Source organism: Microbacterium sp. Bi98 (assembly GCF_918698045.1).
Classification (GTDB): Bacteria; Actinomycetota; Actinomycetes; order Actinomycetales; family Microbacteriaceae; genus Microbacterium.
The window spans coordinates 40,959-65,254 of record NZ_CAKKLK010000009.1 but is presented as its reverse complement, the minus strand read 5'-3'; the positions used below and the strand labels follow the sequence as shown (position 1 = coordinate 65,254).

Annotated in this window: 19 protein-coding genes; 6 read left to right on the top strand and 13 right to left on the bottom strand. The window is 68.1% G+C overall.

Translation table 11 applies throughout. From position 1 onward, the window contains the following. Positions 1-53: 53 nt before the first annotated feature. From LQZ85_RS13635 to LQZ85_RS13625, 3 genes are all read right to left on the bottom strand, one after another. Positions 54-4,682 carry an ExeM/NucH family extracellular endonuclease gene (locus tag LQZ85_RS13635; RefSeq protein WP_230101017.1) on the bottom strand — a complete coding sequence of 1,543 codons (4,629 nt, stop codon included), beginning with the start codon at positions 4,680-4,682 and terminating at the stop codon, positions 54-56. A gap of 245 nt (positions 4,683-4,927) precedes the next feature. After that, positions 4,928-5,686 carry an SURF1 family cytochrome oxidase biogenesis protein gene (locus tag LQZ85_RS13630; protein ID WP_082298004.1) on the bottom strand — a complete coding sequence of 253 codons (759 nt, stop codon included), beginning with the start codon at positions 5,684-5,686 and terminating at the stop codon, positions 4,928-4,930. 57 nt (positions 5,687-5,743) lie between these two features. Beyond that, positions 5,744-6,859, bottom strand: coding sequence for a GuaB3 family IMP dehydrogenase-related protein (locus LQZ85_RS13625; protein ID WP_053098967.1), 1,116 nt, complete (start codon positions 6,857-6,859; stop codon positions 5,744-5,746). Positions 6,860-6,935: 76 nt separating this feature from the next. Between LQZ85_RS13625 and LQZ85_RS13620 the strand changes: the two genes are divergently transcribed. Continuing rightward, positions 6,936-8,015 (top strand): FAD-dependent oxidoreductase, encoded by a 1,080-nt coding sequence (locus LQZ85_RS13620; protein ID WP_230101016.1) that lies wholly within the window; start codon positions 6,936-6,938, stop codon positions 8,013-8,015. A gap of 2 nt (positions 8,016-8,017) precedes the next feature. Here LQZ85_RS13620 and LQZ85_RS13615 read toward each other — a convergent pair whose 3' ends face one another. The 8 genes from LQZ85_RS13615 to LQZ85_RS13580 all read right to left on the bottom strand — a co-directional run bounded on the left by LQZ85_RS13615 (position 8,018) and on the right by LQZ85_RS13580 (position 16,266). Further along, entirely contained in the window at positions 8,018-9,706 is a 1,689-nt protein-coding gene (locus LQZ85_RS13615; protein ID WP_053098965.1) for an ATP-binding cassette domain-containing protein, read from the bottom strand. A gap of 65 nt (positions 9,707-9,771) precedes the next feature. Continuing rightward, positions 9,772-11,556, bottom strand: coding sequence for a PAS domain-containing sensor histidine kinase (locus LQZ85_RS13610; protein WP_230101015.1), 1,785 nt, complete (start codon positions 11,554-11,556; stop codon positions 9,772-9,774). After that, positions 11,553-11,900 (bottom strand): response regulator, encoded by a 348-nt coding sequence (locus LQZ85_RS13605; protein WP_053098963.1) that lies wholly within the window; start codon positions 11,898-11,900, stop codon positions 11,553-11,555. Before LQZ85_RS13605 ends, LQZ85_RS13610 begins: the two co-directional genes overlap by 4 nt. Then, on the bottom strand, positions 11,897-12,040 hold the full coding sequence (locus LQZ85_RS13600) for a hypothetical protein (protein ID WP_200955156.1): 144 nt from the start codon (positions 12,038-12,040) through the stop codon (positions 11,897-11,899). Before LQZ85_RS13600 ends, LQZ85_RS13605 begins: the two co-directional genes overlap by 4 nt. Beyond that, entirely contained in the window at positions 12,037-13,524 is a 1,488-nt protein-coding gene (locus LQZ85_RS13595) for a glycosyltransferase family 2 protein (RefSeq protein WP_230101014.1), read from the bottom strand. The genes LQZ85_RS13600 and LQZ85_RS13595 overlap by 4 nt, the downstream gene beginning before the upstream one ends. Continuing rightward, a complete protein-coding gene (locus tag LQZ85_RS13590) occupies positions 13,524-14,237 on the bottom strand; it encodes a PHP domain-containing protein (protein WP_230101013.1) in 714 nt (237 codons plus the stop codon). The genes LQZ85_RS13595 and LQZ85_RS13590 overlap by 1 nt, the downstream gene beginning before the upstream one ends. Further along, positions 14,234-15,223, bottom strand: coding sequence for an ATP-grasp domain-containing protein (locus LQZ85_RS13585; protein ID WP_230101012.1), 990 nt, complete (start codon positions 15,221-15,223; stop codon positions 14,234-14,236). The genes LQZ85_RS13590 and LQZ85_RS13585 overlap by 4 nt, the downstream gene beginning before the upstream one ends. Then, positions 15,223-16,266 (bottom strand): response regulator, encoded by a 1,044-nt coding sequence (locus tag LQZ85_RS13580; protein ID WP_053098960.1) that lies wholly within the window; start codon positions 16,264-16,266, stop codon positions 15,223-15,225. The genes LQZ85_RS13585 and LQZ85_RS13580 overlap by 1 nt, the downstream gene beginning before the upstream one ends. Before the next feature lie 216 nt (positions 16,267-16,482). Here LQZ85_RS13580 and LQZ85_RS13575 point away from each other — a divergent pair, with 216 nt between their 5' ends. Next, on the top strand, positions 16,483-16,896 hold the full coding sequence (locus tag LQZ85_RS13575) for a hypothetical protein (protein ID WP_230101011.1): 414 nt from the start codon (positions 16,483-16,485) through the stop codon (positions 16,894-16,896). Between the two features lie 61 nt (positions 16,897-16,957). Here LQZ85_RS13575 and guaB read toward each other — a convergent pair whose 3' ends face one another. Beyond that, the gene (guaB, locus tag LQZ85_RS13570) at positions 16,958-18,460 is read right to left on the bottom strand and encodes an IMP dehydrogenase (protein WP_053098958.1); all 1,503 of its coding nucleotides are present in this window, start codon (positions 18,458-18,460) and stop codon (positions 16,958-16,960) included. A 300-nt stretch (positions 18,461-18,760) separates the two neighbouring features. On the opposite strand from guaB, the gene LQZ85_RS13565 reads away from it, so the two are divergent. From LQZ85_RS13565 to LQZ85_RS13550, 4 genes are read left to right on the top strand one after another with little or no spacing between them, the layout of a single operon-like run. Next, positions 18,761-20,077, top strand: a complete 1,317-nt coding sequence (locus LQZ85_RS13565; RefSeq protein ID WP_042539449.1) for a branched-chain amino acid ABC transporter permease — start codon at positions 18,761-18,763, stop codon at positions 20,075-20,077. Between the two features lie 5 nt (positions 20,078-20,082). Further along, positions 20,083-21,060, top strand: a complete 978-nt coding sequence (locus LQZ85_RS13560; RefSeq protein ID WP_053098957.1) for a branched-chain amino acid ABC transporter permease — start codon at positions 20,083-20,085, stop codon at positions 21,058-21,060. 46 nt (positions 21,061-21,106) lie between these two features. Next, entirely contained in the window at positions 21,107-22,072 is a 966-nt protein-coding gene (locus LQZ85_RS13555) for an ABC transporter ATP-binding protein (protein WP_053099395.1), read from the top strand. Then, on the top strand, positions 22,069-22,833 hold the full coding sequence (locus tag LQZ85_RS13550; RefSeq protein ID WP_053098956.1) for an ABC transporter ATP-binding protein: 765 nt from the start codon (positions 22,069-22,071) through the stop codon (positions 22,831-22,833). Before LQZ85_RS13555 ends, LQZ85_RS13550 begins: the two co-directional genes overlap by 4 nt. 118 nt (positions 22,834-22,951) lie before the next feature. On the opposite strand, the gene LQZ85_RS13545 is transcribed toward LQZ85_RS13550, so the two are convergent. Further along, positions 22,952-24,229 carry an ABC transporter substrate-binding protein gene (locus tag LQZ85_RS13545; protein WP_053098955.1) on the bottom strand — a complete coding sequence of 426 codons (1,278 nt, stop codon included), beginning with the start codon at positions 24,227-24,229 and terminating at the stop codon, positions 22,952-22,954. Between the last annotated feature and the right edge of the window lie 67 nt (positions 24,230-24,296).

Genomic DNA, 24,296 nt, shown 5'->3' with positions numbered 1-24,296 from the left:
GATCACTCCCGACGGCCTTCGTGCGTGTCAGGCGGGCGTGCCGCCTGTCGAGGTCAGAACCAGCCGGAGATGAGATCCCACAGCCAGTCGATGATGCCGCCGATGATGCCGCCCGCGCGGTTGACGGTGACGGTGGCCGTCGCCTCATCGCCGTCGGCCTGAGCGACCGCGACCGTGTACTTGCCCGGCTGCGTGCTCTTCGGCACCGTGACGGTGGTCGAGAACGTGCCGTCGGCGGTGACCTGAACGGTGCCGACGTCGAGGGCCGCGCCCTTCTTCGGTCGCAGCTGCACGGTCACCGTCTCACCCGGCTGGTAGCCCTCGCCGGTGATCGTGAGCTTCTTGCCCGCTGCCACCTTCGACGAGCCGAGGTCGATCGATCCTGCGAACTCGACCGGCTCCTCCCCCGCGATCGAGAACGGCACCTGCACGGTGGTCCCGGTACCGGCGACGGCGACGGTGAGCAGCTGCTCACCGAAGACACCCGCCGGAACCGTGAAGCCGAGCGACGCGCGCCCTGCCTCATCGGTCGTGTCGACGATCGTGGGATCGACGGCGCTCGCAGCGAGCTGGGTGCCGCCGAGCGACAGGGTCACCTCGCCGGGCGCCTGCTCCCCCGCACTGAACGCCAGCGACGAGAGAGCGACCGTCACCTGGTCGCCGGCGCTGTAGCCGTCGGCATCCGGTGCACTGACCGAGACTCCCACCGCGCGCTGCGCGAGGTCGGGGGTCGCCGTCTTGTTCGCATCGAACCAGTCGACCATCGACTGCAGGTCGATCTTGCCGGTGTCACGCTTGCTCGAGCCCTCCTTGAAGGTGAAGAAGTTGTCTCCACCCCCGGCGAGGAACGAGTTCGCTGCGACCGTGTAGTTCGCCGCAGGGTCGATCGGCGTGCCGTTGAGCGTGATCGACGTGATCCTCGATCCCTGAGCCGCGGCCGGATCGTAGGTGTAGACGAGACCCTCCGATACGCCGAGCTTCAGGAACGGACGGGCCGAGCCTGCCGGCTGCCACTGCTCTTCGAGCACGCCCTTGAGCTGCACGCCGCTCAGCGACAGGGTCATCAGCGTGTTGGCGAACGGCTGCACCGTGGCCGCCTCGCGGTAGGTGACATTGCCGTTCGGGTCGTTGGCGTTCGACGAGGCGTACGTCAGGTTGGCGCGGATGCCTCCCGGGTTCATCAGCGCGATGTCCGCACCGGTGGACCACTTCTGCACGTCGGCGACGAAGTTGCCGATGGTGGACTCCCCACCGCGGTTCTCCGAGCCGTTCGTCTGACGAGCGCGGTTGAAGTCGGCGGTGATGTCTCCGACCTTGACCGCGCCGAGCACGTCGGCCTCAGCCTTCGCCTTCGCGACGATGTCGGCGACCTCCGGGACGGCCGGGTAGAGCGCCTTCCCTGCCGAGGTGAGGGGCTTGATCTCGTTGGTGATCGAGATCAGGTCCTTCGTCTTCGGGTCGACCTGGATGTTCATCAGTCCGAGGTTCTCGCCGTACTGCCCGGCCGAGATGACCGGACGCCCGTCGATCACGTGGTTGTAGGCGAGGTGCGTGTGTGCCGAGACGATCGCGTTCACGTCATCGTCCACGCCGTAGACGATCTCGTCCAGGGGCGAATCCGGCGTGATGCTCGACAGCTCGACGCTCGATGCTCCCTCGTGAACGAGAAGGATGACGACATCCGCTTCGCCGTTGGACGCGTCTCCGTCACGCAGGTCGTCGGCCACGGCGTTCACCGAATCGACGATGCTGCGCACCTCGAGATCCGCGATGCCCTCAGGCGACACGAGCGAGTCGAGGTCCTCGGTGACGGCGCCGACGAAGCCGACGCGCACGCCGTCGAGCTCCTTCACCCAGGCCGGTGCGAGCGCGGGCTCGCCCGTCTCGGTGACGAACACGTTCGACGAGATGTACTCCCAGTCCGCGCGGTCCTGCACGCGGTCGCGCAGGTCCTCCCAGCCCTGGTCGAACTCGTGGTTGCCCGCGGCACTGACGTCGAGGCCGGCGGCGTTGAGCGCGTCGATCGTCGGGTTGTCATCGTTGATGAAGGAGGTGAACGTCGATGCGCCGATCAGATCGCCGACACCGGCGAAGATCGTGTTCGGGTTCTCGGAACGGAACTGCTGCACGGCTCCGGCGACGACCGCCGCGCCTGCGGCAGCGCCGTCGGCCTCGATGCGACCGTGGAAGTCGTTCATGGTGACGACGTCGATGCTCACCGGCGGGACCTCGGAGGAGACGCCGACGATGATCGGGTCGTGGTCGCTGGAGCGGAACGGTGTTCCCGCCTCGGTGGCGCCGAACGCGTAGCCGCGGTCGCTCCACTCCGGAGAGTTGATGCTCCACACACCCGCGCCCGTGATGGATGCGGCGAGCGACGGCGACGCGAGCACGTGGTCGAGCGAGCCGAGCTCGCCGTCGAACGTGTACGTGTGCTGTTCCGGAGCCTTCTCGCGTGCGACGTCGCTCCACCCCTCGCTCGTGAAGACCTCGATCGGGTCCTCCTTCGCGTAGGCGTTGAAGTCACCGATCAGCAGGATGTCGCTGCTGCCTGTCGTCTCCTCGATCTCGGTGGTGAAGGTCTTGAGCGAGTTCGCCTGCTTCACGCGGTCGGCGTTGAAGAAGCCCTGGCCGTCTGCCGGCTCGGCGCCGCCGCCCTCGGGTGCCGACTTCGACTTGAAGTGGTTCGCCACCACCGTGACGACGCGTCCGTCGATGTCGAACGCCTGCGCGATCGGCTCGCGGGCGTTGCCCCAGACGCTCTCGTCCGTCACGGTCAGGCTGTCGCCGACCGTCTCGACCGCGTCCTTCTTGTAGATGATCGCGCTCGTGATGAAGTCGGTCGTCGCCGAGTCGTTCAGCTCATCGGGAGTGCGGACGTAGTCCCACTCCGCGCTGCCGAGTGCGTCGTTGAGCCCGTCCACCAGATCGGCCAGCGCCGCGTCGAGCGAGCCGCCGAGCTTGATCGAGTTCTCGATCTCCATCAGCGACACGATCTCGGCGTCGAGGCCGTTGATCGCCGCGACGATCTTCGACTTCTGGATCTCGAACTGGGCAGCATTCGCCGCGCCCCGTGCGTTCGAGTTCTCGCTCTTCAGCGTGGTGAAGTAGTTGAAGACGTTGAACGACGCCACCTGCACGTCGCCGCCGACCGTCGGGGCGGTGTCCGTGCGAGGGTTCGTGGGCTGGAAGCCGACCTTCAGGTCGGCGGACGACGTGCTGTCGATCGGCACGACCGGCTGAAGACGCCAGTCGTCGAAGCCGTACTGGAGCACGTACCCGTTCTCGCTGAAGTCGACCGTGTCGCCGTTGCGGACGACGAGGTCCTTCGTGAAGTACGGCTGGTCGTTGGGGTGCCCGCTGTTCGAGACCTGGATCGACCACCCGTCGTCGAGCAGGATCCGGTTGGCGCGGTTCGCCGCGGTGATCGCCGCCGCCTCGGCTCCCGGACGCACGAGCTCCGTGCTCTTGACGTTGAGATCCGCCCCGGCGTTCAGCCAGAGGGTTCCGAAGTTGAAGAGCTGGTGGCTGGAAGCCAGGCGATAGGTGCCCGCCGGGGCCACGTACATGTTCTCGTACTGCTCACGGTCGCCGCCGACGGCGGCGTCGGGAAGCGGGGTGACCTCGGGAACGCCCACCCCTGCCTGCAGGACCGAGATGCCGGTCAGCGCTGCCGGGTTGATCTGCGTCTGGCCGAAGTACTCGCTGACCGAGCCGGTGACCGAGACGCGATCGCCGATCGCGAGCGTGGGAGCGAGCGCGTTGAGGAAGACGAAGACGCCGTCCGATGCGCCGGGGGTCGCGTCGACCGCGCCGCCGGAGCCCTCCGTCTGGATCACGATGCCCTTGTAGCCGCCGGTCCGATAGTCGGCGGTGACGATGCCCTCGACCGTGACCGTCTGGCCGTTCAGCGGCGAGACATCGGTCGTTCCCTGGACGTCGGCGATCGACACGTCGGTCGGCTCGGGCTCAGGCTCAGGCTCGGGGTCGGGAACCGTGCCCGCATTCTGCGGCGTGATGGTGGCCGACAGGCTGAAGTCCGCCTTGTTGTCGTCGGTGTCCTTGCCGCCCGTGCGGTTGAGCGATTTGACGTCGGTGTTGCCCGTGGGAGGAGTCGCGGCGGCAGTCTCGAATGTGTTCGAGGTGCCGTAGCCGAGCACGTCGATGACGCCGTCGACACCCGTGACCGAGCCGGGGGTCAGTGTGACCGCCGCGGTGCCCTCGACCAGCGCGAGAGTGCCGTTCGTTCCGCTCGGGTTGAGGGTGCTGACGACGTCGGCCGTCGGCAGTGCTGCGCCGTTGGCTCCGTTGCTGCCCGCCTGCACGAGATAGTGGCCGCCGGCGGGGATGACGCCGGTCAGCGGCGCGACGCCGTTCGAACCGCCCGTTCCTGTCGCGGATCGATACTGCAGCGAGAGCCCGTCGAGGGTGACGGGTGCCGCCGTGGGGTTGTAGAGCTCGACGAACTTGTTGGTGAACGCCGCCCCGGCACTGCCCCCGGAGAGGTAGGCCTCGTTGATCACCACCCCCGTTCCCGAGACGTCTGCGGAGGCTGGCGCGGCGATCAGGGCGCTGGCGCCCAGTGCGGCGACGCAGGTGGCGGCGAGAACGCCGAGACGCCCCCGACTTCTGCGGTCTGACCCGGGAACCTGATGGTTCGCGGCGTCGGGAGCGGACATCATCTGTGTTGTCTCCTCGGGTGTGTTCTGGCGACGGCTCTCGTGAAACCGGGCGGTGCGGGCTCTCAGCCGACGCACATGTGAGCGAGCATACGGAGGCCCTCCGACAACCTCAACGGAGTTTTCCGATTGGTAACCAAGCCCTCACCGAACGTCCGGACCCGCCCCTGACGAAGGTGGAATATCGGACCGCGAACCGCTCACATGCGCGCGCAGCGCCGCGCGGATGCGGGTCGAGTCAGGCGGAATCAGACGGAGTCGCCGGCGGCGGTCGCTGCGTCCTCGAACTCCTCGACCTCACGCTCCCAGGCGTCCTTGGCGAGTCGATACCAGAGGTAGAAGGCGAACCCGGCGAAGATCGCCCACTCCGCGGCATAGAAGATGTTGAGCCAGTTCACCGGCGACTGCTCCTCGGGTGCAGGCGAGGAGATGTCCGTGAGACCTGCCGTCGCCGTGATCGAGGCGAGGTACGGCCGATACACGTCGAGCTCGTCGACGTCGTGCCAGTGGCTGAGCAGCGCAGCGGTCGACATGCGGTCCATGCGCTGGGGATCGTCCTTCGGCGGCACCGATGGCCCCTCGTCCGAGATCACCCGACCGACGAGGGATACGTCCTCTGCGCTCTCGTCGAGCTTCTCGACGGCCGCCTCGGCGACGGCACGGTCGGCGGTCCAGCCGATCGCGACCGCGATCGATGTGCGCTCCGCGACCCGCAGCTGACCGGTCACCCAGTAGCCCTCGACGCCGTCGTTGAACCGACTCGACACGATGAGGAAGTCATCGCGGATCCAGGTCCCCGACGTCTCGACCTTCTGCCCGACCAGCGGCTCGGGGAGGTACGCACCCGGCTCGACCACATCGGTCAGCGGTCGCACCTGCTCGGTCGCTCCTGCGGGCGGCGGATCGGTCTCGATCGCGCGCTCGAGCTGCCACTGCCCCAGCCACGCGAACACGCCGGCCACCACGAGGCACAGCACGAGCATCCCGATCCAGCGTCCCCGGAGCATGACCTCGCGGAGAGTCGGGGGGAACAGAGCAGCAGAAGTCACGGCGTGGTGCGGGCCTCAGGCCTCGTACGGTGCGAGGACGACCTCGACCCGCTGGAATTCCTTGAGGTCGGAGTATCCGGTGGTGGCCATCGACTTGCGCAGCGCCCCGATGAGGTTCGCCGTGCCGTCGACGACGGGCGCCGGACCGTAGAGGATCTCCTCGAGCGTGCCGATGCCGCCGACCTCGACGCGACGACCGCGCGGGAGCTTGGGGTGATGCGCCTCGGGACCCCAGTGGAAGCCACGACCCGGTGCATCGGTGGCGCGTGCGAGGGCGACGCCGAGCATGACCGCGTCAGCACCCATCGCGAGTGCCTTGACGATGTCACCGGACGTGCCGACGCCACCGTCTGCGATGACGTGCACGTAGCGTCCGCCGGACTCGTCGAGGTAGTCACGGCGGGCCGCGGCCACGTCCGAGACGGCCGTGGCCATCGGAGCGTGGATGCCGAGGGTCGCACGAGTGGTCGACGCCGCTCCCCCGCCGAAGCCGACGAGGACACCGGCCGCACCCGTGCGCATCAGATGCAGGGCCGCGGTGTAGGTGGCTGCGCCTCCGACGATGACGGGCACGTCGAGGTCGTAGATGAACTTCTTGAGATTCAGTGGCTCGTCGACGCTCGAGACGTGCTCGGCCGACACGGTGGTGCCGCGGATGACGAACAGGTCGACCCCTGCGGCGGCGACCGTGTCGTAGAACTCCTGCGTGCGCTGCGGCGTCAGCGATCCGGCGACGGTCACTCCGGCTTCACGGATCTCGGCGAGACGCTGCGTGATGAGCGCGGGCTTGATCGGCTCGGAGTAGAGCTGCTGCATGCGCGCGGTCGCCTCTCCCTCACCGAGGGATGCGATCTCCGCAAGAAGGGGCTCGGGGTTCTCGTAACGGGTCCACAGTCCTTCGAGGTCGAGGACGCCGAGTCCGCCGAGCTGCCCGAGCATGATCGCCGTCTGAGGGCTCACGACGGAGTCCATCGGTGCGCCGAGCACCGGGATCCCGAAGCCGAAGGCGTCGATCGTCCAGGCGGTCGACACGTCCTCCGGGTTGCGGGTGCGCCGCGAGGGCACCACCGCGATGTCGTCGAACGTGTACGCGCGACGCGCACGCTTGCCTCGGCCGAGCTCGATCTCCATGGTCACCACCCCAGACTACCGGGCGTACGCGATGACACCGACGGCTGGGAGACTGAGAGAGAGGTCGGGAGGCAATATGTCGGATTCGGTGGAGGTCGCCGTCGTCGGTGGCGGCGTGATGGGCCTTGCGACCGCGTGGGAGCTCACCCGACGGGGGATGAAGCCCGTCGTCTTCGAGCGCTTCGCCCGTGGCCACCACCAGGGCGCCTCGCACGGCGCCACGCGCAACTTCAACAACGCCTACGACGAGGACCACTATCTCGACCTGCTCGTCCGCGCACGCGCCGGATGGGACGCCCTCGGGCAGGTGGGCGGCGAGCCGCTGCTGCGTCTGCACGGCCTGGTCACCCACGGAGATGTCGACGTCGCCGCGATCGAACGGCGGCTGACCGAGCGCGGCATCCACGCCGAGATGCTGACGGCGCACGAGGCATCGTCGCGATGGTCGGGCATGCGCTTCGGCGACGATGTGCTCTTCTCCCGCGACGCGGGCGTCGCCCGCGCATCCGCCGCGCTGGGCGAGTTCGAGCGACGGATCGTCGCCGCGGGAGGCGAGGTGCGCTGGGAGACCCCCGTGACGCGGATCGACGAGACCGACGAGGGCGTCGACATCGTGCTGCCTGACGCCCGCGTGCGGGCAGACGTCGTCGTCGTCGCGGCCGGCGCCTGGACCGAGCGGATGCTTCCCGGCATCCCGCTGCCGCGCCTGGAGGTCACCGAGGAGTTCCCCGCGCACTTCCGCCCCGCCGCCGACTCGGTATGGCCCTCGTTCAATCACTACGTCGATCCCGGCCGCTACCCGGCGACGGTCTACGGGATGCCGACGCCCGGCGAGGGCGTCAAGGTCGGGTTCCATCGCGTGGGCGACGTCGTCGACCCGGATGCCCGCCCGCACGCGGTGACGCACGCGCAGGCTCTCGCCGACTATGTGGGCGAGTGGATGCCGGGCCTCGACCCGGCATCCGCGGAGCCGATCAGCTGCACCTACACCTCGACCTATGACAGCGCCTTCGTGCTCGACCGATCGGGGCGGATCGTCGTCGGCGCCGGCTTCTCCGGCCACGGCTTCAAGTTCGCCCCTGGCGTGGGCGCGACCCTCGCCGATCTGGCCCTCGATCCCTCCGCTCTCGCGGCGGAGCCGTTCCGACTGCGCTGAACTCAGCGGGCTCGCACCACGCGGCGCTCGTCCCACACGGGGGCATCGGCTTCGTACACCTCGCCGTCGGAGCCGAACACGAGGAACCGGTCGAACGAGCGGGCGAACCAGCGATCATGCGTGACCGCGAGCACGGTCCCCTCGAAACGACGCAGAGCGTCTTCGAGCGCCTCGGCCGACTCGATGTCCAGGTTGTCCGTCGGCTCGTCGAGCAGCAGCAGCGTCGCACCGGAGAGCTCGAGCAGCAGCACCTGGAACCGGGCCTGCTGGCCGCCCGACAGCGATTCGAAGGTCTGCTGCGCCTGCCGCACGAGTCCGTACCGGTCGAGCGCCGAGCTCGCGGCATCCCGCGGCATGCCGGCCCGTCGTTCGTCTCCCCTGTGGAGGATCTCGAGCAGCGTTCGGCCGACGAACTCGGGATGCGCATGCGTCTGCGCGAACAGCCCCGGCACGACGCGCGCTCCCAGCACGGCCTGCCCACGGTGATCGACCGTCGCGAGCTGCTCCCCGGTGGACGTCACGTGACCCAGCGTCGGGTCCGGATCGCTGCCCCCGCGTGCGAGGAGGCGGAGGAAGTGCGACTTCCCCGATCCGTTCGACCCGAGCACGGCGACCCGATCGCCGTACCAGACCTCGGCGTCGAACGGCCTCATCAGCCCGGAGAGCTCGAGCCCGTGTGCGACCACCGCGCGTTTGCCCGTGCGTGACCCTCGCAGCCTCATGTCGAAATCCTGAGCCGGGGGTCGCTCCTCCGGCGGTCCGGCCTCCTCGAATTTGCGCAGTCGCGTCTGCGCCGCCTGGTACCGCGACGCGAATCCGTCGTTCGCCGACGCCTTCACCTTGAGGTTCGCGACGAGGGTCCGCAGCTTCTCGTGCTGCTCGTCCCACCGGCGGCGCAGCTCGTCGAGTCTGTCCATGCGGTCGCTGCGCGCCTGGTGGTAGGTCGCGAATCCGCCGCCGTGCACCCACGCCGAGGCCCCCGCGCCGCCGGGCTCGAGGGTGATCAGCCGATCGACCGCACGGGCCAGCAGCTCCCGGTCGTGCGACACCAGCAGCACGGTCTTCGGCGTCTGCCGGAGCTGCTCCTCGAGCCAGCGCTTGGTGGGAACGTCCAGATAGTTGTCCGGCTCGTCGAGCAGCAGCACCTCGTCGGGTCCGCGCAGCAGCGCCTCCAGAGCGAGTCGCTTCTGCTCGCCACCCGACAGCGTCGTGAGATCGCGGAAGCGGGCACGCTCGAAGGGCACTCCCAACGCGGCGACCGTGCACTGGTCCCAGACCGTCTCGTGCTCGTAGCCGCCGGCATCCGCGTACTCCGCGATCGCCGTCGCATATGCCATCTGCGTGTCGTGCTCATCGCGCTCGATCAGCGCGTCCTCCGCAGCCTCGAGAGCCTGCGCCGCCTGCCGGATGCGATGGGGTGCGACCCGCACCAGCAGCTCGTGAACGGTCTGACCGGACTCGCCGTGGCCGACGAACTGGTCCATCACGCCGAGGCCGCCGTCGATCGTCACGACGCCGTCATCGGCGGGCTGGTCGCCTCGGATGATGCGGAGCAGCGTCGTCTTGCCGGCCCCGTTGGGCCCGATGAGGGCACTCGTCGACCCGGCTCCGACGCGAAAGCTCGTCTCGTCCAACAGCGGTCTGCCGTCGGGAAGGGTCAGCGAGACCCCCGCAACATCTATGTATCCCACCGTGCGTGGCCGTCCTTCCGCCCGCGTGGCGAGCCGACCAGGCTATCAGCAATCGGGCCGACCGGTCAGCGAGTGCGGCCGACCACCTGGATCGCCTCGGTGCGCGGCGCCGCCGGGAGCAGCATCCGGAACTCGGTGCCGACGCCCTCTCTGCTCGTCACGTCCATCGTGCCGCCGTGGGCGAGCACGATCGCCCGGGTGATCGTGAGGCCCAGGCCGACGCCGGGCACGGCGTTGCGGGTCGCTGTCGACGCGCGGAAGAATCGGGTGAACAGCATGCCCTGCTCGTCTTCGGGGATGCCCACACCGGTGTCGCGCACGGAGAGCTCGACGCCTCCGTCGACGAGACGCACGCCCGCGGTGACCCGCCCGCCCGCAGCGGTGAACTTGATCGCATTCGAGAGCAGGTTGTCGAGGGCCTGGCCGATACGTCCCGAGTCGAGCGAGAGCACGACGGGAGTCGGCGGGATCTCGGCCACGATCTCGATGCCCTCGCGCTGTGCGTGCGGGCCGGACGATGCGACGGCGCTGCGCACCAGCTCGGTGACGTCGGCGTCTCGGCGCTCGAGCGGGAAGCGGCCCGATTCCACCTGGGCGGTGAACAGCAGGTCCCCGACGAGGTTGAGCAGGCGCTGGGCGTTGCGCTCGATGATGTCGACGAACTCCTGCTGGTCGGTCGTCAGAGGCTGCGCGGGATCGTTCTGCAGCAGGTCGAGGAAGCCGATGATGGCGCTGAGCGGTGTCCGCAGCTCGTGCGAGATCATGCCGACGAACTCGTCCTTCATGCGCGCGACCTCCACCGCCCTGGTCTCGTCGGTGATCACCAGCAGGTAACCGTGTCGGGAGCCGTCGGAGTCCTGGTACGGAGTGACGGTGACGCGCGCGGGAACCGTCGATCCGCCGACGGTCGCCACGTCGATGTGCGAGTCCACCGGCAGACCGGCGTCGGCATCGTCGAACAGCGCACGCAGGCCGGGGTGGAGCCCGTCGTCAGCGTGGGCGGCGGCCTCGGTCGCGAACGGGGCGAGAGCGTGCGGGGGGAAGAACCGGTCGACCGGAACGCCGGCGAGCGCGTCCGGCACCGCCATGCCGAGCAGGCGCACCGCACCCGGATTCCATGCCGTGATCACCCCGCAGTTGTCGGTGGCGATGACCGCCTGGCCGGTGATGGAGTTCCACAGGCTCGTGAAGGACTCGGAGAGCGCGCGGTACTGCTGCTCGCTCGACTTCAGCTGCTCGAGCATCGCCTCGTTGGCGGCGAGAGCGGCCGTGCGCTCGACGACATGCGCCTCGGCCTGGGCCGTGCGCAGTCTCTGCAGTCGGGAGAGCTCGTTCACGATCGCGCCGACGGTGGCGAACACCAGCGGGCCGATGACACCGCGAAGCCAGGCCACGGGGTCTTCCGGCGGATCGATGATGTTCGGCATGAGCAGCGCGATCGATGAGAACACACCGACGATCACGACCTGGCGCCGCCCGGGGGCTGCGGCGATCCAGATGACCGGGAGGAGCACGAACGAGGAGAAGAGGGATGCCGGCCCGCCGGTACCCGCCCTGATCGCACCCAATCCGAGGATGTCGATCATCGGAATGAGCATCACGACCCAGCCGTCGTACACCCCGCGTACCGAGAGCACGGCCGCGAGTGCCGTCACCACCGCGATGGTGGCGAGGCCGAAGATCGCGACGCCGCTGTCGGTCACCGGGATGCCGGGGATCGTGAACATGAGGACGGAGGCGACCGCGACGGCGATCGCCGTGGGACCCTGCTTCATCAGCGGCGTCGGATTGTCGAAGTACCGGCGCCAGCTGCGCTCCATCGTCTGCTGGACGGTGCTGGTCGGAGTCATCGTGCCACTTCTCTGAGGAGTGCCCGCAGTTCGGCCCCGATGATCGGCTTGGGCAGTGCCGCGTCGGCGTCGGGGTAGTCGGCGACGTCGAGCACGGAACTCACGATCAGGAAGCACTCCGGGAAGCGGGTCTTGATGAGTCTCGCCAGCTCCGAGCCGCTGATGCCGGGCAGCAGCAGGTCGAGCACGGCGACGACCGGTGAGATCGTCGAGAATGCGGCGATCGCCGATTCGGCGTCCACCGCGGCGAACACGTCGAAGCCCTCGCGGTCGAGATAGCGCTTCAGGAGCGCCGTCTGGTCTGCGCTGTCCTCGACCACGAGGGCCAGCGGCCGCGCGGTCATCGCAGGAACAGCTCTCGCACGATCACGATGACGACGACGACGCCCAGGGCGAGGAGGGCCTGCGGGATCAGGAGCTTCTCCCGACGGGCGTCGGCGGCGATCTCCTCCTCCTCGGCGCTTCTCGAAGGTGCTTCGGTCATGAGTCGACCCGTCCGATCTTCTCGGTCTTGATCCATGCGGCGTCGGCGTGGCGCCACTCTTTGATGTAGGAGTCCACCGTGATGGCGCAGAGCAGCGAGCCGTACCCGCAGACGTAGAGCAGCAGCCCGGCGAAGAACCGTCCTGCCGGCAGCGGCTCGACGACACGGGCGAGCCAGATCCCGAGCATCGAGATCGGTCCCCAGAGGTAGAAGACGACAGCCCACATCAACCGCGTCTCGTCGGTGAGCGCGAGCCCGAGGTCGTTCAGGCCCGATTCGAACAGCCAGGGGAACAGGGCGATCGCCATCAGGATGAGGGCGCCGAGCCCGGGGAACATCAGCGCCTCACGCCACGACTGTCGGCCGATCCGCCCATCGAGCTGCACGGCGTAGAGCATCGAGAACAGATAGATGCACGCGGCGGCGATCCACATGAATCGGAACACGAACTCGGCGATGTCGCTGTGCAGGACGAGCAGCACGAGCAGCGCGGTGGCTGCGAGGATCATGAAGGCCGGCAGCAGCAGGATGGTGAACCACGCGAGCCCGAAGGCGAAGCTGCCGAGGTTGTGCACTCGGCTCGGGCGGAACCACAGATGCCGGTAGATCGACGTCAGCTGCACATTGCCGCGGGCCCACCGGAGGCGCTGCTTCCACAGACTGTCGATCGTGCGCGGCTCTTCGGCCAGCACGACCGCGTGCGGCTCGAACACCATCCTGCGCCCTGCCAGCTGCCCTTCGAAGGTCGTCATGGTGTCCTCGGCGAGCGTTCCCGTCGGGATCCGGCCGCCGATCGCCTCGAGATTCGCGCGTGAATGCAGCTGCGCACCTCCGGCGAGGCACGCGATCGCTCCCCCGACGTTCTGCGTCCGCCGGGCCGAGAGCTGCCCGATGACGTACTCGATCGCGATGAACCGGGTGAGGTAGTTGCGGTCGCGACTGCCCTCGGCGATATACGCGGTGACGGCGCCGACCTTCTCATCGGCGAGATGCCGGCTCATCTTGCGCAGCGAATCCCGGGCGAAGATCACATCGGCGTCCATGATCAGCACCGCTTCGGTCCACTCGTCCGCGAGCACGATGTCGAGTCCGTGGTTGAGCGTGTGCGCCTTGCCCTCGCCACCCTTGTCCCGGCGCAGATGCACGACCCGTCCGGGGAATGCCGCCGCCTTCGCAGCGACCACCTCGGGGGTGTCATCGGTCGATGCATCGTCGATGACGAAGATGCGCAGGCGGTCGGCCGGGTACTCGAGCTGCATCAGGCGTTCGATCGCCTGGCCGAGCACGAGGCCCTCGTTCCACGCCGGGATCAGCACCGCGACGCGGGGATGGTACGGTGCCGCCTTGCCGTAGTGGTTGCGGAACGCGTGCACGGGCAGGGCGAGGAACTGCAGCCCGGTGTTGATCACCGGCAGGGTGCCGACCAGCACGCAGAGCAGAAGGATGACGACGACGACGGTCTCGACCCAGTTCAGTTCGGCCATCAGCTCGCCCTCCATCGGTCGAGGATCTCTGTCACGCGCGCGTAGCGTCCGACGTCGGACGCGATGTGGCTGTCCGTGGACGCGACGATCTCGGCGCCGGCGCTGCGCAGCGCGTCGAGCAGGGGGATGCCGGGGCAGCCCCACTTCTCGTTCACCTCGACCTGCGTGTCGGTCTCGGCCGCCGTCGTCGCCCACGCGGTGACGCGATCGGCACCGAGTTCCGCTTCGGAGAGACCGATCTTGGGCAGGATCGAGAAGCAGTGGGCGAGCTGATTGCCGGGGTGACGTCGCATCGCCGCGATCAGTGCCGACACGAGCTGATCGAGCGCGTCCTCGGCGGCCCAGCCGGCGTCGAGCCGTTCGCGGACGGCGCTCGGACCGAGGGGTCCGTCGATTCCGGGGAACTGGTGGTCGGCGATCAGGATGCGATCGATCCCGCTCGGCAGCTCGGGGATGTCCAGTTCTCCCGAGGCATCGAGGATCTTCGCCTCGACTCCCGTCAGTACCGTCAGACCCTCGGGCACGCGCAGCGCCCTCACTGCCGCGAGGTACTCGGGCACCCAGGGCGTCGACTGCCGCACGTGGTCGACCAGGCGCACGGTCGTGAGACCGGCAGCGGATGCCGCGGCGACGTTCTCGGCGAGAGTGGAGACCGCGTCATCCGAGAACGTCGAATGCACGTGGTGGTCGCCTCGCAGCAGCGCGTGACTCACAGTTCCTCCTGATGTCCCGCGTGCGCGGAGACGAGGATCTCGTCGACCTCGACGATCACGTCCTCGAGGAAGCGCACCGACGCGATCTCGCGGAAGGCGACCGTCGACGGGATCCCGCGGCCCAGGAACAGGTCGGCGACGAGCGAGGGGATGTCTACTCCCGCGGCGATCGTGAGCGGAAGCGCGCCAGGGAATCGGGGATTCACCTCGAGGAGCACCGCTCGGCCGTCGCGGTCGCGCCGGAGCTGGACGTTGGCGACGCCGACGAGTCCGATCGCCCGGGCGATGGATGCCGCCGCGTTCTCGAGTTCGTCGTCGTGCACCGTGCGCCCCGCGATGGCCACACCGGAGTCGACCCTGGCTCGGGTCCGCGGCACCGCCGCGACGACCGAGCCGGAGGCATCTGCGATCACATCGACCGAGTACTCCTCGCCCGGGAGGAAGTCCTGCACGATGAGTCCTTCGTCCTGCGGCAGCGCTTCGAGCGCCGCCCGGTCGGGGACGAGCCGTACGCCGCGGCTGCCGGCTCCCTGACGAGGCTTGGCGAAGACGGGGAACTCCCAATCGACCGCCAGCGCATCGGGGCCCGCGAGGACAGTACGCGGCGTGAGACCGGTCGACTCGCACCGCTCGGCGAGCAGCAGCTTGTCGAGGGCGACGGCGAGCGTGTCCTGCGAGGGCGCGGCGAGCACAGCCGGAGCCAGCTCCTCGCGCCTGCCGGCGAGCGCGATCAGCTCGACATCGACGGTGGAGATCACGAGATCGAGCCGGTCATCCTCGACCATGCGGGCTATCGCCGAGACGAAGTCGACATCGCGCCCCGGCGGCACGAGACGGCGGTGCGTCGGCGGCACGAGGTAGATGCCGCTCGCCCAGCCGTCCATGTCCGCGGCGAAGACCTCGAGGTCTTCACGACGAAGCAGCGAGCGGATGACGGCGACGCCCGCCGGGCCACCGGCGCCCGTCACCAGTACGCGCGCGCTCATCAGCTCTCCCGTCGTGTGAGTTCGTGGGCGCCGATGAACTCGGCGGTCTCACGGACGACCTCGAGCGGCTCGACCGCCGATCCTCCGCCGAAGCGCGACCAGTAGCGAGCGGTGGCCGTCACGAACTCGGGTTCGAGGTAGTCCCGGGTCGCCGTCTGCGAGCCGAAGCATTCGAGCAGCCGCAGCTTCTGACCGATGTACTGGTCGATGCGGACGAAACGCGTCGGGCGGAAGTCGATCGTCGCCGAGGGGCTCTGGTAGCAGGCGACCGTTCCGACCCGCCGGGTCGCGGCGATCGTCGCCTCGCTCACCGCTCGGTGATCCTGGTGCCGATCGTTCGACGAGTGCGTGTAGACGATCGTCGGCTGGACCTCCTGCACGACCTCCTCGATCAACCGGACCGTGGCTCCGCCGCCGGAGATCTCGGTGTCGATGAGGTCTTTGACGAACAGTCGCGCACCGAGCATCTCCGCCGAGGCGAGCGATTCGTGCTGCCTGCTGTCAGCGTCTCCCCCGCGCGCACCGCGCGAGAGGGTGAGGATCGTGATCGAGTCGCCCGCCTGGGAGTGCGCGGCGAGGAGTCCTCCGACGCCGATCTCGACATCGTCGGGGTGCGCGCCGATGGCGAGCACCACCTCTTTGGTGCGGTTGGCCTCGCGGCGCGTGCGGCCCTCCGTCACGAGCCGGGTGACCGCCTCGACGAGCTTCACGTTGTCGAGCGGCTTGGTGAGGAACTCGTCGGCCTGCGCGCGCAGAGCCGAGACGGCGTACTCGACCGAGACGTGCGCGGTCATGACGACCACCGGCAGGAGCGGGTCGTTCCGACGCAGCTGCGCGAGCAGCTCCAGCCCGTCGAGTCCGGGCATCTCGATGTCCGTGACGACCACGTCCGGCGTGAAGGTCTCGAGCCGCGCGACGGCGGACTCGCCATCGTGAGCGACCACGACCTCGCAGCCGGCCCGCCTCTCGAGCACGGTCTTGACGAGCAGGGCGACGTCTGGGTCGTCGTCGACGACGAGGACGCGGGGAGCATCCTGGGGCATATCTGCAGCTCTCAGTGGGGAAGTCCCCTGCCGGTCAGCGGCCGGCGTAGCACTCCCTGCGCCCTTCGCGCCGGGAGCTCGAGGGGAAGTCGAGCGGGTGTCTCTAAATACTGGCATATCAACAGACCGCCGCGATGGCGGCCACGGCTGCTCCCTCAGTACTCTCGAGGATGAAAGCGGTCTGCGGACGGCCGCCCCTCTCGAAACGGAGCGACCATGACCGACTCGACGCGGCCCGAAGACCCGCAGTACAGCCCTCCCGCGTGGGACGGAGCGCGACCGGCGGATGCCGCCGTGGATCCTGCCGCCTACCCGGTGGCCGGCCCGGGACAGCCCACGCCGTACACCTCCCCCGCCGGGCAGGGGCTGGCGGTCGCGGGACTCGTCCTGGCCTTCGTCATCGCTCCGCTCGGACTGATCCTGAGCATCGTCGCCGCCGTCAGGCTCGGCAGGGCCGGGGCACCGCGCGGCCTCGCCATCGCGGGAATCGCGGTCGGCGCCGTCATCACCGTGATCTGGATCATCGGCATCATCGTGCTCGTGAGCGTCTTCGCGAACCTGTTCGCGATGTGCGCCGACCTCGGTCCGGGCGTGTGGCAGGTCGGCGGAGTCACCTACACCTGCAGCTGAGTTCGCGGCCGAACGAGAAAGGGGCCGGATGCGATCGCATCCGGCCCCTTCTCGATTCGTCTCAGCGCTTGTAGTTCGGCGCCTCGACCACGATCTGCACGTCGTGCGGGTGCGACTCCTTGAGACCCGCCGCGGTGATGCGCACGAACTTGCCGCGCTGCTTGAGCTCTTCGATGGTGCGGGCTCCGACGTAGAACATCGACTGCCGCAGTCCGCCGACCAGCTGATACGCGACGGCCGACACGGGGCCGCGATACGGCACCTGGCCCTCGATGCCCTCGGGGATCAGCTTGTCGTCGCTGGGCACGTCGGCCTGGAAGTAGCGGTCCTTCGAGTACGAGGTCTGCTTGCCGCGGGTCTGCATGGCCCCGAGGGAGCCCATGCCGCGGTACTGCTTGAACTGCTTGCCCGACTGGAAGACGATCTCGCCCGGCGACTCGTCGGTGCCGGCGAGCAGCGAGCCGAGCATCACGGCGTCAGCACCCGCGACGAGCGCCTTGGCGATGTCGCCGGAGTACTGCAGACCGCCGTCGGCGATCACAGGGACGCCGGCCGGACGTGCGGCGAGCGACGCCTCGTAGACGGCCGTGACCTGGGGCACGCCGACGCCGGCGACGACGCGCGTCGTGCAGATGGAGCCTGGCCCCACACCCACCTTGACCGCGTCGACACCTGCGTCGATGAGCGCCTGAGCGCCCTCGCGGGTGGCGACGTTGCCGCCGATGACGTCGATGTGCGCGAAGCTCTCGTCCGCCTTGAGCCGCGTGACGAGGTCGATCACGCCCTGTGACTGGCCGTTGGCCGTGTCGACGACGAGGACGTCGACTCCGGCGTCGCGCAGCGCCTCTGCGCGCTCCCAGGCATCGCCGAAGAAGCCGATGGCCGCGCCGACACGCAGACGACCCTGGTCGTCCTTCGTGGCGAGCGGGTACTTCTCGCTCTTGTCGAAGTCCTTGATGGTGATGAGACCGGCCAGCTTGCCGTCCTCATCGATGAGCGGCAGCTTCTCGACACGGTGATGCGCGAACAGGGCGATGACCTCGCCGGCGGCGACGCCCACCGGTGCGGTGACGAGACCCTCCGACGTCATGACGTCCTTCACGAAGGTGGTCTGACGCTCGAAGCCCGAGACGAAGCGCATGTCGCGGTTGGTGATGATGCCGACGAGGCGGCCGTCGGGGTCGACGACCGGCAGACCGGAGATGCGGTACTTGGCGCAGAGCGCGTCGACCTCTTCGACGGTCGCGTCGGGCGACGTCGTGATCGGGTCGGTGATCATGCCCGACTCGCTGCGCTTGACGCGGTCGACGTGGGCCGCCTGATCGGCGATGGAGAGGTTGCGGTGCAGGATGCCGATGCCGCCCTCTCGCGCCATCGCGATGGCCATGCGGGATTCGGTGACCGTGTCCATGGCGCTGGAGAGCAGCGGAGTCGCGACCGAGATACGGCGAGTGATCCGCGACGAGGTGTCTGCCTCGCTGGGGATGACGTCGGTGTGCCCGGGAAGGAGCAGCACATCGTCGTACGTGAGTCCGACGAAGCCGAAGGGGTCGTGCTGGTCCATGGATAGTCCTCCTGCGGGCGCGATCTGGGGCGAGGGTGTACCAATTCTAAGTGCGGAGCGGCTGAGGAAATTCCCTGCGCCCGCTGACATCGCGCGCAGGACGCCCCGGGTGACCTATCGGTATTTCGCAACTTCGTGATGGGATCGTTCTCACCGTGAGCAGATCGTGCCTTGGTCGAAACAGAGCCGACACATTACGCTCATACCGTCGTACATCAGGGCCGATGAACAACTCCGTCATGGCCTGTGTACTGGGCTGGAGGTTCTGTGCGTCCGACGATCTCGGCGAATCGAAGCGGAATGCGGTGGGTCATCATCCTGCTCGCGTCGCTCCTCGCCATCGCTTTCCTGTGGTTGCAGCCTCCGGCTGCGGCTTCCGCCGAAGAAACGGACGACGGCCAGGAGATCACAGACTTCTACTTCGCCGGTGTCATCACCTTCGATGACGACCCCGTCGAAGGCGTCGTGATGACGATCGAGGGCGGCGGCTTCGAAGGCGAGACCGAGACCGACGCCGAGGGCAAGTGGCGCCTGTACGTGCCCGAGAAGGACACGTACACGCTCACCGTCGACGAGGAGACCCTCCCCGACGGCGTGATCGTCGATGCGGCGCAGCTGCCCGAGGGCACTCAGCCCATCGCCGGCACGACGGCGTCGTTCGAGGTCGAGTTCGGCCTGACCGGCACGAAGATCCTCAACCTCTTCCTCGGTGAGGGCGAGAGGATGACGACGTCCTTCATCGACCAGCTCCTCTCACGTCTCGTGGGCGGCCTGAACTTCGGTCTGCTGCTGGCGCTCGCCTCCATGGGCGCGGCGCTCATCTACGGCACGACGCGGCTGTCGAACTTCGCTCACGCCGAGATGGTCACCTGGGGCGGCCTGGTCGCCCTCGTGACGACGAGCTTCTGGCATCTGCCGCTGTGGCTCGGCATCATCGCCGCCGTGATCGGGGGCGGTCTCTTCGGCTGGGCCCTGGATGCCGGCATCTGGCGTCCGCTGCGACGACGAGGCCTCGGTGTCGTGCAGCTGATGATCGTCAGCATCGGTCTGTCTCTCGCCCTGCGCTATGCGTTCCAGTACATGATCGGTGGTGGCACTCGCCAGCTCCCCGGGGCCAGCCCCGAGCCGTTCCGGTTCGGTCCGATCTCGCTGTCCTACATCGACCTGATCGGCATCGTGGTCAGCATCGTCGTGATCGTGGGCGTCGCGTTCTTCCTCACCCGCACCCGCATCGGCAAGGCGACCCGCGCCATCTCCGACAACCCGCAGCTCGCCGCAGCATCCGGCATCGACGTCGACAAGGTCGTGCGCTACGTCTGGATCCTGTCCGGCACGCTCGCCGCCATCTCCGGCATCCTCTGGGCCTACTTCCGCCCCGGCGTGAAGTGGGACATGGGCATGCAGATGCTGTTGCTCATCTTCGCCGCCATCACCCTCGGCGGGCTCGGCACGGCGTTCGGTGCGCTCGTCGGCTCCCTCATCGTCGGCATCGCGGTCGAGGTCTCCACCCTCTGGATCCCCTCGGATCTGAAGTATGCGAGCGCCCTGGTCGTGCTCATCGTGATCCTCCTCGTCAGACCTCAGGGCCTGCTGGGACGCAGGGAAAGGTTGGGCTGATCGCCATGGACTTCGGAAGCATCTTCTCGAACACAGCCGTCTATCTGTTCAGCCCCGTCACCCTCGCCTACGCGCTGGCGGCGACCGGTCTGGCCGTGCACTTCGGCTATGCGGGCCTGCTCAACTTCGGCATGGCCGCCTTCATGGCGGTCGGCGGATACGGCTACGCGATCTCCGTGCTGACCTTCGGGCTCCCCTGGTGGGTCGGCATGCTCATCGGTCTCCTGGGGGGCGCGTTCTTCGCAGTCCTCCTCGGCATCCCGACGCTGCGGCTCCGCGCCGACTACCTCGCCATCGCGACGATCGCCGCGGGTGAGATCGTACGACTGCTCTTCACCACCCAGATCTTCGACGAGTACACCAACTCGGCCGACGGTCTCGCGCAGTTCAACGGCGGGTTCCGCGACGCCAATCCATTCCCGCCGGGCACCTACGGCTTCGGACCGTGGACCTACAGCGCGAACGACCTGTGGAACCGGGTGTTCGGACTCATCGTGCTGCTCGTCGCCATCCTGCTGGTCTGGTCGCTCATGCGCAGCCCGTGGGGGCGCGTCCTCAAGGGAATCCGCGAGGATGAGGATGCCGTGCGCTCGCTCGGCAAGAACGTCTTCGCCTACAAGATGCAGGCGCTCGTCGTCGGTGGCGTGATCGGCGCAGCCGGAGGAATCGTCTTCGTCCTCCCCTCGGCTGTCGTGCCGGGCAGCTACACGACCTCGCTCACGTTCTTCCTGTGGACGATCCTGCTGCTGGGCGGCGCGGCCACCGTGTTCGGCCCGACACTCGGGGCCATCCTCTTCTGGGTCGTCTTCGCTTTCATGGCGAACCTGCTCCCGGCGATGGCGCGGTCCGGAATCCTGCCCATGTCCGACAGCCAGGCCTCGACCCTGGTGTTCATCTTCGTCGGCATCGCCCTGATGCTGCTCGTGATCTTCCGACCTCAGGGCATCCTCGGAGACAAGAGGGAGATGACCTTTGTCAAATGAACTGACCCCCGACGAGAGCGCCCAGACGGCGCCCGCGACCGGGAGCATCCGCCGACCGAAGACCACCGGACTCGCCAAGGGCCCTGCGGCCCCCGGCGTGCCGAAGGTCGATCCCATCCTGATCGCGGATGCCGTGCAGCGGCGCTTCGGCGGTCTGACGGCCGTCGACGTCGACCACGTCGAGATCCCTCGCGGCGCCATCACCGCTCTGATCGGCCCGAACGGAGCAGGGAAGACGACCCTGTTCAACCTGCTCTGCGGTTTCGACAAGCCGAACAGCGGGACCTGGTCGTTCGACGGCACGAGCCTCTCGGGCGTCCCCTCCTTCAAGGTGGCGCGCATGGGACAGGTGCGCACGTTCCAGCTGACCAAGTCGCTGTCGCTGCTCACCGTGCTCGAGAACATGAAGCTCGGTGCTCCGGGACAGCGCGGCGAGGGCTTCTGGTCGAGCCTGTTCCCGTTCCTGTGGCGCAAGCAGGATCAGGAAATCGAGGTCAAGGCCCGCGAGCTGCTGGCCCGCTTCAAGCTCGACGCCAAGGAGAAGGACTTCGCCGCGGCGCTCTCGGGCGGCCAGCGCAAGCTCCTCGAGATGGCGCGAGCGCTCATGAGCGATCCGACCCTGGTGATGCTCGACGAGCCGATGGCCGGCGTCAATCCGGCGCTGACCCAGTCGCTCCTCGATCACATCCTCGACCTCAAGGGCCTGGGCATGACGGTGCTGTTCGTCGAGCACGACATGCACATGGTCCGCCACATCGCCGACTGGGTCGTGGTCATGGCCGAGGGCAAGGTCGTCGCCGAGGGCCCGCCCGACGAGGTCATGGAGGACCCGGCCGTGGTCGACGCCTATCTCGGCGCCCACCAGGACCTCGATCTCGGTGCCGTGACCGGTCGCATCCCCGTGATCGAGAACGCCACCGCCGCCAAGCTCCGCGAGCAGATCGAAGCAGAAGCCGAGGCGGAGCTCGAAGCGACGAGCACGCCGGATCACGACCAGAAGGACAACGCATGAGCGCCGAGACCTCCGCTGCGGCACCGCGAACGGACGACATCGTCGTCGAGCTGAAGGACGTGCACGCGGGCTACCTGCCCGGTGTGAACATCCTCAACGGCGCCAACCTCGTCGCCCGACAGGGCGAGCTGATCGGCATCATCGGCCCCAACGGCGCCGGCAAGTCGACCCTGCTGAAGGCGATCTTCGGGATGGTGAACGTCCGCAGCGGCGAGATCACCGTGAACGGAGAGAGCATCATCGGGTTGAAGGCCGACAAGCTCGTCAAGCGGGGCGTCGCCTTCGTGCCGCAGACGAACAATGTGTTCCCCTCGCTCTCCATCGAGGAGAACCTGCAGATGGGGCTGTATCAGAACCCCAAGATCTACGCCGAGCGACTCGAGTTCGTCACCGGCATCTTCGCCGAGCTCGGCAAGCGCCTCAAGCAGCGCGCCGGTTCGCTCTCGGGCGGCGAGCGGCAGATGGTGGCGATGTCGAGGGCACTCATGATGGATCCGTCGGTGCTGCTTCTCGACGAGCCCTCCGCCGGCCTCTCCCCCGTGCGTCAGGACGATGCGTTCATCCGCGTCTCCGACATCAACAAGGCGGGCGTGACGACGATCATGGTCGAGCAGAACGCGCGGCGCTGCCTGCAGATCTGCGACCGCGGCTACGTGCTCGACCAGGGCAAGGACGCGTACGAGGGCACCGGACGCGACCTGCTGAACGATCCGAAGGTCATCGGTCTCTACCTCGGAACTCTCGGCACCGACGCCGCCTGAGGGCTCCCACGACAGAGGGGCGGATGCGACTCGCATCCGCCCCTCTTCTGTCCCCCCGCGCAGCGGGCACGCACACGACGAAGGCCCCGGATCGAGGATCCGGGGCCTTCGCTCGTGATCAGTTGGTGCGGGAGATCAGGTTGTCGGCGCCGTACTCGTACGTGCCGATCGACGCACCCTGCGGGTCGCCGTTCTCATCGAACGTGATCTCGCCGGAGTAGCCGTCGTAGTCGGCGGTTCCACCGTCGTTGATGATCGCCGCGCAGTCCTCGAAGCTGGTGCACTTCTCACCGTCTCCGCTGCCGCCCGAGACCTCGGCCATCTTCGCAGCGATGTCCGCGCCCTCGGTCGAACCGGCGGCGAGAGACGCGAGTGCGACGAGCACGACCGCGTCGTAGGCCTCGGCTGCGTAGGTGAAGTCGTTGACCTCGGGGTTGCCCTCACCGGTCCAGAACGTCTGCAGACGGTCGGTGAAGTCGTCCTCGAGCGCCGGTCCCGGCTTCGTGCCCTGTGCGCCCTCGAGCGAGAACGGGAAGTTCGTGTCGGGCGAGGAGCCGTAGTCCGACAGGTTTCCGTCGACGAGGTAGAACTTGTCGGGCGAGATGCCGGCGTTGACCAGCAGCGGGGCGATGGTCTTGAACTGGTCGAACGACACGATCGCGACGGCGTCGGGGTTCTGAGCCTTGATCGTCTCGACCTGTGCGTCGAACTGACCGTCACCGACGTTGTACGACGCGTCAGCGACGACCTCGCCACCCGCGTTCTCGAACGTCGACTTGATGTTGTCGAACAGTCCGGTTCCGTAGGCGTCGTTCTGGTAGATCACGCCGAGGGTCTTGTGTCCGTCTTCGGCGATCAGGTTGCCGAGGACCTCACCCTGCAGAAGGTCGCTGGGCGCGGTGCGGAAGTAGAGACCGTTGTCGTCCCAGTCGGTGAAGTCCGGGCCGGTGTTCGAGGCCGAGATCTGCAGGATGCCGGCGCTGACGTTTCCGTCGAGGATCAGGCGGGAGACGCCCGACGCCGCGGCACCGACGATGGCGGTGACGCCCGCGCCCTGGAGCTTGCTGATCGACGTCTCGTAGGCCTTGGTGTCGGTGTCGCCTTCGTCTTCAGCCGTCAGGTTGATCGTGACGCCGGCAGCAGCATCGTTGACCTCCTTGACCGCGAGGCCGACGCCGGATTCCATGGGCGGGCCGAGGAACGACAGCGAACCGGTCTGCGGCAGCAGCGAGCCGAGCTCGAGCGTGAGGTCGGCCGACGATCCGCCGCCGCCGCCACCGTCGGACGGCTCCTCAGAGGGCGTGCCGCTGCAGCCTGCGACGACGATCGCCGAGACGCTCAGCAGCGCGACTCCGGCGAGAATCTTGGCGCTGCGCGAGCGCGTGAATGAGGTCATGATGCTCCCTTGCGTGACTGGCCGTGGATTGTGACCACGGTCGGGTGCTCTAACACTAGGACTGAAA